Origin of the sequence: Pseudomonas sp. B23(2017), assembly GCF_002113725.1 — a bacterium.
GTDB classification, from domain to species: domain Bacteria; phylum Pseudomonadota; class Gammaproteobacteria; order Pseudomonadales; family Pseudomonadaceae; genus Aquipseudomonas; species Aquipseudomonas putida_Z.
On record NZ_NEJM01000005.1, the window covers coordinates 220,913 to 237,732 of the forward strand.

The window sequence follows — 16,820 nt, forward strand, 5'->3', positions numbered from 1 at the left end:
TGAGCTTGTTGTTTTTGTTGCAACAGGTGTTTCGGGGTCAAGTGTTCACGCGCTTCTGCGCAGGTCGTGGGCTTGCAGCTCATGGCGCAGCGGCAGCCCTTCCATGTCGCCACGCGATTGCACGGCGCGGCTGCCGCACCAGTTGCCACGCGCCACTGCCTCGGCTACCGGGTGGCCCTCCAGCAGAGCACTGAGCACGCCGACGGCAAAGGCATCGCCGGCGCCAACGGTGTCCACCACATGGCTGACCGGCACTGGCGCCACCTGGCCTTCACCTTTGGCGCTGCGGAAGTAGGCACCGGCGTCGCCCAGCTTGATCACCACCAGTTCCACCCCTTGGTCGAGGTAAAACGCGGCGATGTCTGCCGGGGTGTGCTGGCCGGTCAGCAGGCGGCCCTCTTCCAGGCCTGGCAGAACCCAGTCGGCCTTGGCCGCCAGGGCATTGACTTCGCGCACCATGCTGCTTTGGTCAGGCCACAGCGAGGGGCGCAGGTTGGGGTCGAACGAGATGCTGCGCCCGGCGGCACGCATGGCGTCCATCAACGCATGCGACAGCGCCCGGCAGCCCTCCGACAGCGCCGGCGGGATGCCGGTGGCGTGCAGGTGGCGGGCCTGCAAAGAGCCCGGGCGCAGCAACGCCGGCGACAGCCGGCTGGCCGCCGAGCCACGGCGGAAGTACTCCACCGCCGGGTCGCTGCCGTCATCGCAGCGGGCCTTGAGCTGGAAGCCGGTGGGGTAGCTGGCATCCACCTCGACGCCGGAGCAGTCCAGGCCTTCGCGGCGCAGGCTGTCGAGCACGAAGCGGCCCAGCGAATCGTCGCCCACCCGGCTCAGCCAGCGGACCTTGAAGCCCAGCCGCGCCAGGCCGATGGCCACGTTGCTGTCGGCGCCGGCAATGCGCTTGCCGAACTGGCCGACACTGGCCAGGTCGCCGGCCTGCTCGGCGACGAACATGGCCATGGTCTCGCCGAAACACAGCACGTCATGCTCATGCATGGCTCAGCTCCTCACTCGATACGCCCTGCCCCAGCGCCGCCAGGTCGCGCACCTGGGCACGGGTCAGCGCCAGCAGATCGTCGCTCACCAACGGGTACTCGACAGCACGCACCACGCCGGGGGTGAACTCGGCCATCAGCTCGGCCCACTCCTGCAGGTCCGCAGTCTCTGGCGGGACGGCTACCAGGCGGCCATCGGCCCGGCGCTGCACGGCCTTGCAGTGCACATAGCGCACCCAGCGACCAAGCTGGCGTGCGGCGTGCCGGGCAGGCTCGCCCTGCCACTGCCAGTTACCGATATCGAAGGTCATGCCAAGGCTGAGCCCGAGTTCGTCGGCGCGCTGGAAAAACTGCTGCAGGGGTTCGATTCGTCCACCTTGCGCGGTCTGGTCGTTCTCCACCAGCAGCAACGGCCCGTGCGCCGGCAACAGCGTCGCCAAGGCCGCAACGTCACAGCCCGCATGGTAGTGGCCCAGGGAAACCTTGAGCGCTACCGCGCCAAGGGCGCGGGCGGTTTCCAGCTTTTGCGCCAATTGCGGGTCAAGCTCGCCTTGTGCGGTCCACAGCTCCAGGGGCGTGGAATACAGGCACTCCAGGCGCAGCGCGGCAATGGCTGCAGCCAGCGCTGCAGTGTCCGGCGCACGAGTGAACAGTTCTTCGCGCAGTTCCACGCGGGTAACGCCAGCGGCAGCCAGCAGGTCAAGGAACTGCTCCTGGCCACGTTGCCGGACAAAGTCGGCGCCGTAGCTGGAGAGGCTGATGGAAACGGGGCTCGAGTGCATTGTTGTTGTCCTTATGAAACCGGTTTCATTTTTTGCTGACAGCAGGCACGCAGGTGCCTGCCTGTGATTACTGTGGCTGGGTTGAACCTCGGATGATCAGCTCGGCCTTGAAGTCGATGCGCCGGGCTGCCCCGCTGTCGCCGCGCAGGCGGCCAAGCAGGCTCTCGAATGCTGCCACGCCGATTCGCTCGGTGGGCTGGGCCAGTGCAGTGATGCCGCTGCCGACCAAGGGGTACCAGTCGAGGTCGTCGAGCGCGATCAGCCCGACGTCCGCGAACAGATTGCGGCCTGCTTCGTGCAGGGCACGGGTCACGGCCAGGGTGGCGACACCGTTGAAGGTGAAGATGGCCTGCGGGCCATGGCCGCTGCCGGCGAGGAACGAAGCCAGCTGGTCATCCAGCCCGGCGCCGATTTCCAGCACCTGCTGGCGCATGCCGGGGCGCCGGCTGATCGATGTGCCGAACGCTTGCACCCGCTCCAGGCGCGAGCTGGTGCCATCGAGGCGTTCGGTTACCGCCAGGATGTCGCGGTAGCCTTGCGCCTGCAGGTGGTCGAGGGCCTGCTCGACCGCGTCGGCATTGTCCAGGCCAACCAGGTCGACATTCAGTTCGGGCAACTGGCGGTCGACCAGCACCATGGGGATGTCGCGCTGCAGGTTGAGCAATTCGCCGGGGTGATGGCCAAGCGTGTTCACGATCAGCCCTTCGACGTTGTAGGACTGCAGGGCCACCAGGTGGTGACGCTCCTGCTCGTCGTCGCGGTTGGTGTTGCACACCACCAGGCTGTAGCCGTGCTGGCGGCAGGCAGTTTCCACGCCATGCATCACGGCCACTGAATAGGGGTTGAGGATATCGGCCACCAGCATGCCGATCAGGCGCGTCTGGCCGCGCTTCAGGCCACGGGCCATCTGGTTGGGGCGGTAACCGAGGCGCTCGATGACCTCTTCCAGGCGCTTGGCGGTGGCTTCGGCGAGCAACTGCCGGTCACCGCCGATGTAACGGGAGACGGTGGCCTTGGAAACGCCAGCGACACGCGCTACTTCGCTGATGGTGACCCGTTCGCGGGCATGGGCAGGCGCGTCGGTCATGGGCTGTCCTTATGATTGTTGTGATAGCGATGAAACCGGTTTCAATACAGCAAAATCGCACGCGTTCGTCAACATGCCGTTGGTCGGGTGTGCGATATTCATGCGTAGCAAATGCAATAAGAATACGCTTTAACTGACTGATATATATAGATATATAAACACGAGACCCTGTGGGAGCGGGTTCACCCGCGAATGCGATGTTGAATGTGCCGACGCATTCGCGGGTAAACCCGCTCCCACAGTGGATTGGGGGTGCAGACAGAGGGATGCAGTTAACGGAGGGCTTTCACTTCACTGGCGGTGACGGCATCCCCTTGGTTACCCCAACTGGTGCGAATGAAGTTCACCACCTCGGCAACCTCCTGGTCACTCAGGCGCCAACCGAACGCCGGCATGGTGAAGTTCGACGGTGCCGCGTGCGTCGCCGGCACTGTGCCCCCCGCCAAGACCACGTGGATCAGCGATGTGGCATCCGCCGTCTGCACCACCGGGTTGCCGGCCAGGGCCGGGAACACGCGGGTATAGCCCTGGCCATCGGTACGGTGGCAGGCCGCGCAGTTGTCGATGTACACCGCCGCCCCGGGCTTGCTGTCGTCGCCCTTCCACAGCGCATCCGCCACCTGTTTGTCGTACACGTGCGGCTGGTCATCAGGGTTGCTCGGCGGCAGCGTCTTCAGGTAACGGGCGATAGCGGTCAGGTCGGCGTCGCTCATGTGTTGCATGCTGTGCTCGACCACGTCGCTCATGCCACCGAACACGGCGCTGCGGTCGCTACGGCCAGTCTTGAGAAACTGCACCAGCTGCTCTTCGCTCCAGCTACCCAGGCCGTCCTTGTGGTCGCCACGCAGGTTCTTGGCAATCCAGCCTTCCAGCGGTGCACTGCCAGCCAGGAACTGCTCGCCATCCTGTGGGCTCAGTGCCTTTTCCTGCATGGTCAGCGCCCGCGGCGTATGGCACGCGCCACAGTGCCCCAGGCCCTCGACCAGGTAGGCACCGCGGTTGACCACCGGGTCGGCAGCCGCCGACGCCTGCCAGGGCTTGGCCTCTGGCGCGAACAACCCGCGCCAGACCGCCAGCGGCCAGCGCATGCTCAGCGGCCAGGGGATGTCGGTGGCCTTGTTCGGCTGCTCGACCGGCTCCACGCCCTTCATGAAGTAGGCATACAGCGCCTGCATGTCCTGCTCGCTGACGCGCGCATAGGACGGGTATGGCATGGCCGGATACAGGGTGCTGCCGTCCTTGCCGATGCCCTTGCGCACCGCCTGGTCGAAGTCTTCGAAGCTGTACTGGCCGATACCACTGGCCGCCGGGGTGATGTTGGTGGAGTACACCGTGCCAATCGGTGTCTCCATCGGCAGCCCACCGGCGAACGGCTTGCCGCCCTTGGCGGTATGGCAGGCGACGCAGTCGCCGGCGCGGGCCAGGTACTCGCCCTGGCGCACCTGCGCATCGTCATTCGGCGCAGCCTGTGCAGCCACGCTGGCACCCAGCAGGGTTGCGATCAACATTGTCTTCATGCGCATCGCTCCTCAAGCCTGGACCAGCGGGCCAGGGTTTTTCAGGTACTGCTCGCGGATGGCGCGGGCCGACCAATAGGTCAGCGCAGCCACCAGCCCGGTCGGGTTGTAGCCCAGCCCCTGGGGGAACGCCGAAGCCCCCGGAACGAACACGTTGTGCACGTCCCAGCTTTGCAGGTAGCGGTTCAACGCACTGGTTTTCGGGTCGGTGCCCATGATCGCGCCGCCGTTCAGGTGGGTGGTCTGGTAGCTGGCGGTGTTGAAGTGGTCCTTGACCTTCTTGCCCAGCACGGCAATGGTCTTGGGGTTCATCGCCTGGGCGATCTTGCTCAGCTTGTCGACCATGAACTGGTTCATCCTGATGTCGTTTTCCTGCCAGTCGAAGGTCATGCGCAGCAGCGGCTGGCCGTAGGCGTCGCGGTAGGTCGGGTCGAGGTCCAGGTAATTGCCACGGTAGGACTGGTGGGCGCCGTGGGCGTCCATCGAAACCTGGTGGGTGTAGTAATCGGCGGTGGCCTTCTTCCAGGCGCTGCCCCAGGCCGGTGTGCCAGGCGGGGTGGCGCCGCCGGCAATCGGCCGTGTGCCGGCCTGGTTCACCCACATCGGCGAGCCACCGACGAAACCGTGCGGGCCATGATCGAAGTTGTCGGCGTTGAAGTCATCGATGGCAATGCCGTTGCCACCGGCGCCGATGAAGTTGTTGGTGTAGGTGTCCTTGTCGAAGAACGCCTTGACCGTGCCCATGTTCTGGTAGGCGAAGTTACGCCCGACCACGCCTTCGTTCTTGATGGGGTCGTACGGTTTGCCGATGCCGGACAGCAGCATCAGGCGCACGTTGTTGAACTGGAACGCCGCCAGGATCACCAGGTCCGCCGGTTGCTCCACTTCCCGCCCCTGGGCGTCGATGTAGGTCACCCCGGTGGCCTTGCGCTTGCTGTCGTCCAGGTTCACCCGCAGCACATGGGCGTTGGGCCGCAATTCGAAGTTCGGCACCTGGCGCAGCGCCGGCAGGATGTTCACGTTGGGCGAGGCCTTGGAGTACATGTAGCACACGTAGCCGCTGCAGAAACCGCAGAAGTTGCACGGCCCCATCTGCGCCCCGTACGGGTTGGTGTACGAGCCGGAGGTGTTGGCCGAGGGCAGGTTGTAGGGCTTGTAGCCCAGGCTGGCCGCTGCCTTTTCGAACAGCCTGGCCGACACCACGTTTTTCTGCGAAGGCAGCGGGAACGGGCTGGAACGGTCCGGCGCATAGGGGTTGCCGCCCTTCCCTTCGCCAACGACCTGGCCGTTGACGGTCCAGGCCTGGCCAGAGGTACCGAATACCTTTTCGGCAAAGTCGAAGTGCGGTTCCAGTTCTTCGTAGCTGACCCCGAAGTCCTGGATCGTCATGTCTTCGGGGATGAACTTGCGCCCGTAGCGTTCTTCGTAGTGGCTGCGCATGCGCAGCTCCATCGGGTCTACCCGGAAGTGCACGCCAGACCAGTGTAGGCCTGCGCCACCTACACCTTTGCCCGGCAGGAAGGCTCCGAGCTGGCGGTTGGGCAGTGCCACGTCGTTCATGCCATGGCGGATGGTGACGGTTTCTTTCGACACATCGACGAACAGCTTCTTGCGCACGCTGTAGGTCAGCTCGTCGATCACCTGCGGGTAGCTGCCTTCCGGGTAGGTGTCCTGCATCGGCCCCCGCTCCAGGGCCACCACCTGCAGCCCGGCCTCGGTCAGTTCCTTGGCCATGATCGCGCCGGCCCAGCCGAAGCCCACGATTACTGCGTCCACTTTCTTCATCACGGTCGCCATGCCTCAGGCCCTCTCGCCACGGATCGAAACAGCCGGGAACGGGTAAGGCTCGTTGCGCTCGACCCAATCCATGAAATCGGCGCGGGCGCCGGGGAAGCCGATCTGGGTCCAGCCGACCATGCCTTTGTTGCCGCCATGGATCGGGTCGCAGAAGAACCCTTCACGGGTGTTCTGCACCAGCAAGCTGAAGAACACCTTGGCCGGCACGGTGTCGAAAACCAGCTCTCCAGCCTCGACCTTGCTGAGAACGTGGTCCCGGGTAGCGCTATCTTGCGCAGCAAAAACCTGCCCGGAATTGGCCTTGCACCAGCCGTCCACGGCGGCGATGCCCAGGCGGTAGATCTGTTGCGGGCTGAGTTGCAGCTGGTAACCCAGTTCGGGCGCGGCGTCGGCCTTGAACGGGCCCTGCATGTACCACTGTGCGCCGGTTGCGTAGGGGGTGTTCATCTGCCGGTCGATGAACTCGGCAGCGCCTGCTTCAAGTGCACCGGGGCCAAGCTCGTCGGCCGGGATGATGCGCGAGACGGCCGCCTGCACGAAGGCCCACTCCTCGGCAGTGAAGAACGTCGGCTGGTAGTCGCCCGCTGGCGGCGTGGCCGGGACTTTGGGCTCGTGTTGCGGGGCCGCAAGCAGCTGACTGGCACCCACGCCAAGCCCCGTGCTGGCCACGGTGACCACAGGGATCAAGGTCAAGGTCTTGCGCAGAAAGTCCCTGCGCGGGTTGTCTGGGGCATGGTCAGGCATTGCGAATCCTCATCGGCTGTGTGCGGCCTTGAAAAGCGCCATCTGATTTTCAATATGGGGGGTGGTCTTGATAGGCCATCAAGAAAACAGCCGAACAATTTAGCGTGTTCAGAAATGTTTTGAAACCGGTTTCATGCTTGACGGCTCTACCGTAAGCCAGACCGAACCACTGCGGTAAATCGCATCCGGCCAAGGCAATTTTCACATCCAGGTCACTCTGCGCTGACATCCCGCTCCCTAAAGTGCCGACGCTCGCGAATGGAACGAGCTGACTGGAGTGGCAACATGCTGCAAGGCATCATCGACAAAACCCCGGCCCTGAGGCTGTACCAAACCTTCCGCCTGCCTTCGCGCGGCGTCCTGATCGCAGCACTGTGCATGCTGTTGGCAGTGACCGTGACGGCGGCCTGGGCCCATGCCCGCACTGCCACCCCCAGTCTTGGCAACACACACCATCCGCAACACAGCGAACTCCAGGCCAACTGGTCGAAAGGTTCGGTGATTGTCGTGCTTCGCCATGCCGAGCGCTGTGACCGCTCCCGCGGAGCCTGTCTGGGTGACCCAACCGGTATAACGGTCGCGGGCAGCCGGGTGGCCGCCGATGTAGGTCGCGGCCTGCAACGCCTTGGCCTGGGCAAAGCCGATGTATGGGCCAGCCCCGAGGTGCGTACCCAGCAGACCGCACATGCCATGTTCGGTAAAACCATCACCACGCAGGGCTGGCTCAAGCAGTGTGATGGCCAGTTTGCCGAGACCGCCTTTGCCCACAAGCGAAACGGCCACAACCTGGTGCTGGTCAGCCACAGTGGGTGCATGGAACAGCTGGAGCGCACGCTTGACGTGCCTGGTAGTGCGCGCTCGAACGGCTATGCCAGCGCCCTGTTCATCACTCAGGGCAGCGATGGCAAAGAGAAGCTGCTAGGCCAGATGGCTGCCAGTGAATGGAGCAAACTCGTCGACGCCATGGAACTCTGAACATGCCGCCCCGTACCGCCTACTACCGCAACAACCTGCTGCTGCCTCTGTTGCTGGCCGCTATCGTGTTCATGGCTTTCGACCTCACAGAGCTCGATCGCTGGATCAGCAACCTGCTACTGGACCCGGCCACCGGCCAGTTCCCGCTGTTGCACAACCAGTGGTTCGAGAAAGTCACCCACAAGTGGCCACGGATACTGCCGGATTGGACCGGTGAACTGGCGGTCATCGGCAGCTTGCTGTCGTTCATCTGGCCTCGCTTGGCCAACCGTTCGCAACCGAGCCTGACACGGTTTCTGGAAAATGCCCGAATCGCACCGGCCCTACGCTTTACCACCAACCACCGCCGCGACCTGCTGTTCGTGGTGGCGGCGTTCGCCCTGAGCACCACGGTGATTCACTACCTTAAAAGCCATACCAATGTGTATTGCCCGGTGGAAACCACGCTGTATGGCGGTACGCAGGCCCAGGTCGAATGGTTCGAAAACTTCTCCTGGTGGGGCAAGGCCGGTGATGGCCGCTGCTGGCCGGGTGGTCATGCTTCCAGCGGGTTTACCTTGTTGGCGCTGTATTTCGTGGCATTGCGTTATCGCTGGGCACATGCCCGCAAGCTACTGGTGGCGATTCTGCTGATCGGGTTCGTATACGGCACTACCCGGGTGTTGCAGGGCTGGCACTACATGTCCCATACGTTCTGGGCCGGTATTTTTGTCTGGTTTACCACCTGGATAACAGCATTGTTCTTCTATGGGCGCATCGCTTTGCAAGCGCCTGTGGGAGCGGGCATGCCCGCGAAGAATCCAGCGCGGTGTATGGCACCGGCTTCGCCGGTGCTCGCGAGCATGCCCGCTTGTGCAAAACCTCAGAATTCGAACGTGTAACCCACGATCACCCGGTTTTCATCCGCCGCATCGGCAAAGTTCGAACGCATGCTCGCGTTGCGCCAGCGCAGCGACACATTCCTCAATGGGCCCGACTGCACCACGTAGGCGATATCCGTGGTCCGCTCCCATTCCTGCCCTTCCCCACCTTGGGCTGCCAGCGCCCTGCCCTTGGCGCTGGCGATGCGCTGCGGATCTACCTGGTCGCCCTTCACATATCGCACGTTGAAGGTAAGCCCGGGGATGCCCAAAGCGGCGAAGTTGTAGTCATAGCGCAGCATCCAGGCCCGTTCCTTGGCCAGGGCGAAGGTGCTGACCTGCTGCTCGCTGAACAGGTAGGTATCGGTGCCACCCACGTAGGCATACGCCGTATCGCCGCGGCCCTTCTGATAACCACCACTGAACGTGTGGCCCTGAACGGTATAACCGAAGTTGGTGCTGAGCGTCTGGTTGTCGACCTCGCCAAGCAATGCACGCCCCTGCTCGCGTGCATTGAACCATCGCCACTCGCTGAATACTTCCCCAAGCCCCAGGGCGGCCTTGAACTTGAACCCTGCAAAGTCGCGGTGGAACAGGTCCTCGAGTTCACTGGCGTGCAAGCTCAGCGTCAGGTTGGCCAACAGCTGATAATCGACCCCGGCGTAGTACAACCGGTCACTGGTAACCGTTGCCGAATAGGCCCCCTGTTGCGCCATGGCGGTCAGGTCCTCATAGTCGGTGGAATCGCGCAGCTTGGTGGCATCCACCTGCATCAGGGTGAACGTAAACCGGTCCAGGTCCTTGCTGGCCAGGTGCGCGCCGTTGAACCACTGGGGAAACAGGCGGCTGTTGTTGGACGCCAGCAACGGCAACTGCGGGCTAAGGCCACCCACTTTCAACTCGGTCTGCGCCAGCCTGGCCTTGAAGGTGGCCACGGCCTTGGCGTAGGCATCCGCAGCACGTTTGTCGCTGCCGCGCGGCAACAGGCCGGTGCCGCTACGGTCCGGCGAAGAATCGAGCTTGAGCCCCAGCATGCCGGCCGCATCCAGGCCGAGCCCGATCACCCCCTCGGTATAACCGGACTGTACGCGCAGCATGAAGCCCTGGGCCCATTCGCCACGCCGGGATTGCGTGGCGCTGGCGCCGTGAAAGTCGCGGTCGAAATAGAAATTGCGCAGTTCCAGGCTGCCGCTGCCGTCATCGATAAAGGCAGCCTGAGCGGATTGCCAGGCGCAGCAAAGCGCCGCGAGCATCAGCGATGCTCGCCGGGAGAGAATTATCATGGGTGTGCCTTGTTCTTTTTGTTGTTCGAAGACTCAGCGCCAATCAGCTTCTGGGGTTGCGCACGTAGCGCATCACCACCAGGCAAGCGATCAGGATCAGCGGTGCGATGGACAGCATGCCCATGTAGGTGCTGCCGGTGACATCGTTGATCTTGCCCACCATCACCGGTGCGACGATGCCGCTCAGTTGCCCGACCGAGTTGATTGCCGCAGTACCGGTGGCTATCGCAAGGCCCGAGAAGGTCGACTGCGGGATGGTCCAGAAGATCGGGATGGCGATGAAGGTGCCAGCGGTGGCCAGCACCAGCGCAGCCATCATTGCCAGGGACGAATCGGAATACAGGCACGCCAGCAGATAGCCAACGGCAGCGGCGAACAGGCAGTACACCAGGTAGCGCTTGCGTTCGCCGGTGCGGTCGGAGCGACGCGTCAGCAACACCATGCCGATGCAGGCCACCGCGTAGGGCAATGCCGACAACACGCCGACCCAGAGCATGTCCTGCACCCCCGAGGACTTGATCAGGTGCGGCATCCAGAAGTTCAGGCCATAGGACGCGGTTTTGACCACGTAGTAGATGAACGCCATGATCGCCACTTCACGGGTCAGCAGCACCCGCCAGATCGAGCCGAGCACAGGCTTTTCGGTACGTTTGTCCTGGGCGAGGTTTTCCGCCAACAAGTCCTTCTCGTCGCGGCTCAGCCATTTCGCGGTTTCAATGTCGCGGTCCAGCTTCCACAGCACCAGCAGGCCCAGCACCACGCAGGGCAGGCCGGACATCAGGAACAACCAGTGCCAGCCGGCCAGGCCCAGCACGCCGTCCATCGTCCCCAGCAGGAAACCCGCCGCCGGGCCACCCACCGCGCCAGCCAACGGTACGGCCAGGAACCACAGGCCATTCATCTTCGCCAGGTGCTTGCGGGGAAACCAGCAGGCCAGGTAGAACAGGATCGCCGGCCCGAAGCCGGCCTCCATCACGCCGATCAGAAAGCGCAGGAAGTAGAGGGTGTACTGGGTATAGGCAAATACCAGCGCAGCCGTCGCCAGGCCCCAGGACACCATGATCCGGCAGATCCATGCCGGAGCTCCATAGCGTTTCAGCCCCAGGCTGCTGGGCACTTCGAAGAGTACGTAGCCAACGAAGAACATGCTCGCGGCCAGGCCATAGGCGGCATCGCCAAGGCCTAGTTCCTGCTGCATCTGGGCCTTGGCGAAACTGATGTTGATGCGGTCGAAATAAGAGAACAGGAAGCAGATGATGGCCAGCGGCATGATGCGCCAGGCCACGCGACGGTACAGCAGCAGTTCATTGATGTGGCTGTCGTTGCGCTCACGCGCCAGTTGGCCGGTCATGGCAACCATGGTGGATCTCCATTCTTGTAATTATTGGAGAGCAGCGACGCCTCTGCCGGCGCCGCTTGCAGGTTTTTCAGCTGATGCGGACCAGTTTTTCCTTGAAGGCCTGGCCTTTGCCGACGTACTCGGCGGCGTTGCGCTGCATGCCGGCGATGGCCTCAGGGCTCAGTTCACGCACCACCTTGGCAGGGGCCCCCAGAATCAGCGAGTTATCGGGGAATACCTTGCCCTCGGTGACGATGGCGCCGGCCCCGACCAGGCAATTCTTGCCAATGACCGCGCCATTGAGCACCACCGCCTGGATACCGATCAGCGCCCCATCGCCAATGCTGCAGCCATGCAGCATCGCCTGGTGGCCGATGGTCACACCCTGCCCCACGGTCAGCGCAAAGCCCGGGTCGGCATGCAGCACCGCGCCTTCCTGCACGTTGCTGTGCTGGCCGATGCGGATCGGTTCGTTATCCCCACGCAGCACCGCCTGCGGCCATACACTGACGCCCTGCTCGAGGGTAACGTCGCCAATCACGCTGGCATCTTCGGCGACGAAGGTGTCCGGGTGCAGGTTGGGCGTGAGCATGTCGTATTGGTAGATCGCCATTTCAACCCCGCCTCAGGCCGCGTCGTCGGTTTTCAGCACACCGGCTGCGCACAGCTCGGCAATGTGCGCATCGCTGTAGCCCAGGTCGCGCATCACCTGACGGGTGTGCTCGCCAATGCGAGCGATCGCCCGGCGTGGCTGCAGGCGCTGGCCGTCCAGTGACAGCGGCAGCAAGGGCATCGGCGTGTGGCTGCCGTCTTCCAGTTGCAAGTCGGCCATTCCGCCGCTCTGCTGCAGGTGCAGATCGTCGAACAGTTCTTCCGGGCGGCGGATCGGTGCAAAAGGAATGCCGTTGGCTTCCAGTTGCAGCGCCAGTTGCCCCGCGTCCAACGGCGCGAACACCTCGGCCAGGTGCGCCAGCAGCCGTGGCCGTTGCAACACGCGGTCGTTGTTGCTGGCCAGCGTCGGGTCATCGAGCAGGGCCATCTGCCCCAGCACCTGGCACAAGGCATGCCACTGCCCTTCTCCGGTGGCAGCGACGAACATCTGCTCGCCGCCAGCAAAGGTGAACACGTCATAGATGGCCCAGGCGCTGATGCGATTGGGCATCGGCGCTGCAGCCTCGCCGGTGACGACGTACTGCTGCATGTGCTGGGCCGCGAGCAGGACGCAGTTCTCGTACAGGGCGCTTTGCACCTCGCGGCCGGTGCCAGTGGTGTGGCGCTCGTTGAGCGCAGCCAGCACGCCAATGGCACCGAACATGCCACCCATGATGTCGTTCACCGAGCTGCCCGCGCGCAGCGGGCGGCCCACTGGCCCGGTCATGTAAGCCAGGCCGGCCATCATCTGCACCACCTCGTCCAACGCCAGGCGGTTGTCGTAGGGGCCGCTGAGGAAGCCCTTGTGCGAGGCATAGATCAGCCGCGGGTTGCGCTGGCGCAGCGTTGCGTAGTCCAGGCCCAGCTTGTGCATACGCCCAGGCTTGAAGTTCTCGATGAACACGTCGGCGGTGTCGACCAGTTGCAGCACGGCGTCGCGGCCTTCCGCCGTTTCGACATCGACGGCGATGCATTGCTTGTTGCGGTTGAAGGTGCGGAAGAAGCCCGCCCCCGCGCCCAGCAAGCGGCGCGTGCCGTCACCGCGCACGGGTTCGATCTTGATCACTTCGGCGCCAAGGTCACCGAGGATCATGCCGCAGGTAGGCCCCATGACCATGTGCGAAATCTCGACGACACGGATGCCGTCCAAGGGAAGTCTGGACATCGTGCTACTCCTCGTTCGAGCAGGTCAGGCGTGGCGGGCAGCGCCCGGGAAGTTCAGCGGCAATCCGGCGCGGGCGATGCAGCCGTACAGGGGCTCGCCCGGCAGCGCTTCGCTCAGCAGACGGCGTGATTCGATCAGTGCAGGCAGGTCGATATCGGTGTCGTAGCCCATACTCTGCAGCATGAACACCAGGTCTTCGGTGACCGTGTTGCCGGATGCGCCCGGGGCGAACGGGCAACCACCCAGGCCGGCCAGCGAGGCGTCGAGCTCGCGAATGCCCTGCTGCACGGCAACCAGGCTGTTGGCCAGGGCCAGGCCGCGGGTATCGTGAAAGTGCGCGGCCTTCAGCCGCTCACCGGCAATTGCCCGCACGGCCTGGATCACCGTCGCCACCTGGCCCGGGTTGGCGTAGCCGGTGGTGTCGCCCAGCGAGACCAGGTCGCAGCCCGCTTCGATCACCTGGTGAGTGAGCGCACAGAGGTCGGCCAGAGGCACCTCCCCCTGGCGCGTGCAGCCGAAGGCGACCGACATGCCGGCCATGACCTGCACGTCGTGCAGGCCCATCTCGGTCCGCAATTGGCACATACGCCCCAGCTCCTCGACCATTTCCATGGGCGTGCGACGTACATTGGCCATGCTGTGCGCCATGCTGACGGAGACGGGGGCAACGATGCGATGAGCGCCGGACTCGAGCGCGTCCCTGGCCCCACGCAGGTTCGGCGCCAATGCGGTGACTTGCAGGCCCGGGTATGTGAGGGCGTGAGCCACTACCTCGCGGGCATCGGCCATTTGTGGCAGCAAGCGCGCCGGCACGAACGAAGCAACTTCCATGTGGCGCACGCCAGCGGCGTAGGCGGCATCGATCCAGCGGCACTTGGCGGCTGTTGGCATGATCGCCTGCAGACTCTGCAGACCATCGCGCATGCCGACTTCGTTGATTGTTATTGTTGTCATCACGGTCTCTCTGTCTCAAGCGTTGCGCCAGACTAAGAGCTGGACGGCGAGCAGAAAAGACGTGTTTCACGGTCTGATCCATCGTCAGCCACGATGGATCAGACCGCCGCCTGCCAAGCCGGTGCGCGCAGCAGCAGGTGGTCCAGCAGGCGCCGCGCCGAAAGCGACAGCGTGTGCCGATCGCGCATGCAGATGACGAACTCGCCCAGTGCCCAGTCGTCGGTCAGCGGTATAACCCGCAGGTCGAACAGCGCCGCATAGCGGGCCACGGCTTCCTGAGGGAACACTGCCAGGCCCAGGCCGAACTGCACCAGGCGGTACGCCGCGTCGAACGACGACACGTAACAGCGAAAGCGCAGCTCATGGCCCGACTCTCCGGCGCTTTTACGCATGAAGGTATTAAGGGTGGCGAATGCCGACAGGCCCAGGTGGTCGTAGCCCAGGGTTTCCTCAAAGGCAATCTGGCTGCGCCCTGCCAAGGGATGGTCAGCGGCGACGACCACGGCCAGGTGGTCTTGGCGGTACGGCACGAACTCCAGGTCGCCCACCGCCATGGATTTGCGGCAGATGCCCAGGTCTGCGCTGCCCTCAGCCACACCGCGTACCACGTCGGGGCTGAAGCGCTCTTCGATATCGGCCTGGATGAGCGGGTGTTCCAGCATGAACGCCGACAGTTCCTCAGGCAGGAACTCCATGATCGACGAGACATTGGCCAGCACCCGCACATGGCCACGCGCGCCTTCGGCGTACTCGCTCAGCTCGCTGTCCAGGCGTTCCATGGCCCGGACCATTTCCTGGGCATGGCGCAGCAGAGCCAGCCCTGCCGGGGTCGGCTCCACACCGCGTTTGCTGCGTTTGAGCAAGGCAGTGCCAAAGCGTGCTTCGATGTCGGAAATACGTTTGCTGACCGCAGACGGCGCCATGAACGCGCGTTCGCCGGCGCGGGCGATGGTGCCTTCCTCACAGACGACGATGAACAGGTTCAGGGACAAGTGGTCGAGGGGCTGCATTGCTGGGCTTGCCTGAGAGGATGGAAAGGCCGGTGCAATGTAGCATGGGCGCGCAGCCTTGACTCGCAGACACCAGCGAAGCCGCACAGGAATTCCGTTCACACAGATGTCACGAATGGGTCGGTACCACCTGCCCCACTCCCCAACCTTGGGGGCACGGCGCCCAACGTCAAACGCCTCCCAATACCCTTGCAGGAGAATTGGATCCCTTGCCCCGCAAGGGCTGCAGCGCATTTTTTCCGGCTTGGCACGCCTATTGCCGATCTCCTGCCAGACGCCCCAAGTCCATGGGCCCGTTTGCAGGAGGAAATGACTCATGCACCGACCGATACCCCACCCGCTGGCAGTGGCGATTTTCGCCGGCATGCTCCAGCTCCCGGCGCAGGCTGCCTTGAACGCTGTCGATCCAGGCGCCTATGTGCCCGCCAACGGCGGCTTCCCCGCCTGGTACCAGGACAGCCACGGTCGTACCCTCGACCTGTGCCTGACCAAGGCGGTCAGCTCGCGGGTGCCTGGCGCGCCCGGCGCACCGTCGTACATGTGCACGCTGCTGCCTACCCCTGGCGTGTTCGACGATACCCAACCCATCGTCTTCCCCACCAACTTCCCTGACGAGGCGTTCTGGTTCACCGCCGACGCCGCCATCGTCGACGCCACTCGCGGCATCGACCTCAGCTACGGCACCGCGATCGAAGCGGCATTTGCCGCCGAAGAACCGGTCGACGGCGACCAGGTCAGCTTCGCCCGGGTGCGTATCCGGGTCGACGTGCCAACCGCCGGCACCTACGTGGTCACTCACCCCTACGGCGTTGAAGTGTTCGACGTACCTGCGCCCGGGCGCCGGGCAATCAACATGACCCGCGACATCGGCATTGCTGGCGCAGGTGATTTCACCGGTGCCCTGAAAGGCGATGTCGGGCCGTTCCTGCGCAGTGTCAACGGCCCCTACACCGAAGGCAGCGAGCGTTTCATCGGCGACCCGAACCTGGAAGAACGGGTGACCGGCAGCCCGTTCAACACCAATTACGTGCGCATCGAAGGCCCCGGCGGCATCGACCTGCGCACCGAGCTGTTCGCGGTTTCGGGCAAGCTTTCCGCAGTGGCCCTGCCAACCCCGCTGATGCCGCAACGCACCACCTACTCGCGGCATACCGAGAACGGCGACCTGCGCGCCCAGCAGGACATCTTCGTGATGGCCCCGCCGCCACCGGCCAGTGTCACCCTGACCAGCCAGACACCCAACCTGAACCTCACCGAGGCCAACGGTACCGGCGCGTGGTACGCCCAGTCGGTGCTCGACCCGGCCGCCGGGACGATCCTGACGCTGACCGCCGACAACAGCGTGGCGATCCCCACCAGCAGCCTGACCACCGCCAACGTGCCGCTGACCGACCTGGTCACCATCACCCAGGCCCAGTACCGCCTGTCCACCGGCGAGCTGACCCTGGTGGCCAGCACCAGCGACGAAACCACGCCGCCAGTGCTCACCGCACATACCGGCAACGGCGCGCTGATCGGCAACCTGAGCGGAACTGGCGCCGTGAAGACGCTGAGCACCAGCCTGTCGCCGATCCCGCCGGCCAAGGTGCAGGTCACCAGTGCCAATGGCGGTAGCGACACCGAAGACGTGGTGCTGGTGCCATGAACAGACAAAGGCTCAG

At 64.1% G+C, this 16,820-nt stretch carries 15 protein-coding genes; 3 read left to right on the top strand and 12 right to left on the bottom strand.

Annotated features, from left to right (window positions below):
- Window positions 1-45: 45 nt before the first annotated feature.
- From CAG46_RS11165 to CAG46_RS11190, 6 genes are all read right to left on the bottom strand, one after another.
- Window positions 46-996 (bottom strand): sugar kinase, encoded by a 951-nt coding sequence (locus CAG46_RS11165; protein WP_075045318.1) that lies wholly within the window; start codon window positions 994-996, stop codon window positions 46-48.
- Entirely contained in the window at window positions 989-1,777 is a 789-nt protein-coding gene (locus CAG46_RS11170) for a TIM barrel protein (RefSeq protein WP_085615548.1), read from the bottom strand. Before CAG46_RS11170 ends, CAG46_RS11165 begins: the two co-directional genes overlap by 8 nt.
- 67 nt (window positions 1,778-1,844) lie before the next feature.
- Window positions 1,845-2,864 carry a transcriptional regulator PtxS gene (ptxS, locus tag CAG46_RS11175; protein ID WP_025339278.1) on the bottom strand — a complete coding sequence of 340 codons (1,020 nt, stop codon included), beginning with the start codon at window positions 2,862-2,864 and terminating at the stop codon, window positions 1,845-1,847.
- Window positions 2,865-3,136: 272 nt separating this feature from the next.
- The gene (locus CAG46_RS11180; RefSeq protein WP_084785192.1) at window positions 3,137-4,381 is read right to left on the bottom strand and encodes a cytochrome c; all 1,245 of its coding nucleotides are present in this window, start codon (window positions 4,379-4,381) and stop codon (window positions 3,137-3,139) included.
- A gap of 12 nt (window positions 4,382-4,393) precedes the next feature.
- Complete coding sequence (locus tag CAG46_RS11185; RefSeq protein WP_025339280.1) at window positions 4,394-6,178, bottom strand: GMC family oxidoreductase; 1,785 nt, start codon at window positions 6,176-6,178, stop codon at window positions 4,394-4,396.
- 3 nt (window positions 6,179-6,181) lie between these two features.
- Entirely contained in the window at window positions 6,182-6,922 is a 741-nt protein-coding gene (locus CAG46_RS11190; RefSeq protein WP_085615546.1) for a gluconate 2-dehydrogenase subunit 3 family protein, read from the bottom strand.
- Window positions 6,923-7,207: 285 nt separating this feature from the next.
- Here CAG46_RS11190 and CAG46_RS11195 point away from each other — a divergent pair, with 285 nt between their 5' ends.
- Together CAG46_RS11195 and CAG46_RS11200 are read left to right on the top strand one after the other, a co-directional pair.
- A complete protein-coding gene (locus CAG46_RS11195) occupies window positions 7,208-7,897 on the top strand; it encodes a histidine phosphatase family protein (RefSeq protein ID WP_085615544.1) in 690 nt (229 codons plus the stop codon).
- Between the two features lie 2 nt (window positions 7,898-7,899).
- On the top strand, window positions 7,900-8,778 hold the full coding sequence (locus CAG46_RS11200) for a phosphatase PAP2 family protein (RefSeq protein ID WP_085615542.1): 879 nt from the start codon (window positions 7,900-7,902) through the stop codon (window positions 8,776-8,778).
- Here CAG46_RS11200 and CAG46_RS11205 read toward each other — a convergent pair.
- From CAG46_RS11205 to CAG46_RS11230, 6 genes are all read right to left on the bottom strand, one after another.
- Window positions 8,760-10,040: an OprD family porin gene (locus tag CAG46_RS11205; protein ID WP_085615540.1), complete on the bottom strand. Its 1,281-nt coding sequence runs from the start codon at window positions 10,038-10,040 to the stop codon at window positions 8,760-8,762. The genes CAG46_RS11200 and CAG46_RS11205 overlap by 19 nt on opposite strands.
- A 43-nt stretch (window positions 10,041-10,083) precedes the next feature.
- Window positions 10,084-11,400 carry an MFS transporter gene (locus CAG46_RS11210; RefSeq protein ID WP_025339285.1) on the bottom strand — a complete coding sequence of 439 codons (1,317 nt, stop codon included), beginning with the start codon at window positions 11,398-11,400 and terminating at the stop codon, window positions 10,084-10,086.
- 67 nt (window positions 11,401-11,467) lie between these two features.
- Window positions 11,468-11,992, bottom strand: coding sequence for a gamma carbonic anhydrase family protein (locus CAG46_RS11215; RefSeq protein ID WP_085615538.1), 525 nt, complete (start codon window positions 11,990-11,992; stop codon window positions 11,468-11,470).
- A gap of 12 nt (window positions 11,993-12,004) precedes the next feature.
- Window positions 12,005-13,195 (bottom strand): CaiB/BaiF CoA-transferase family protein, encoded by a 1,191-nt coding sequence (locus CAG46_RS11220; protein ID WP_025339287.1) that lies wholly within the window; start codon window positions 13,193-13,195, stop codon window positions 12,005-12,007.
- A gap of 24 nt (window positions 13,196-13,219) precedes the next feature.
- Complete coding sequence (locus tag CAG46_RS11225) at window positions 13,220-14,149, bottom strand: hydroxymethylglutaryl-CoA lyase (RefSeq protein ID WP_085615536.1); 930 nt, start codon at window positions 14,147-14,149, stop codon at window positions 13,220-13,222.
- A gap of 98 nt (window positions 14,150-14,247) precedes the next feature.
- Entirely contained in the window at window positions 14,248-15,159 is a 912-nt protein-coding gene (locus CAG46_RS11230; RefSeq protein WP_085615534.1) for a LysR family transcriptional regulator, read from the bottom strand.
- A 316-nt stretch (window positions 15,160-15,475) separates the two neighbouring features.
- On the opposite strand from CAG46_RS11230, the gene CAG46_RS11235 reads away from it, so the two are divergent.
- Complete coding sequence (locus tag CAG46_RS11235; protein WP_085615532.1) at window positions 15,476-16,804, top strand: hypothetical protein; 1,329 nt, start codon at window positions 15,476-15,478, stop codon at window positions 16,802-16,804.
- The last annotated feature ends 16 nt before the right edge of the window (window positions 16,805-16,820 follow it).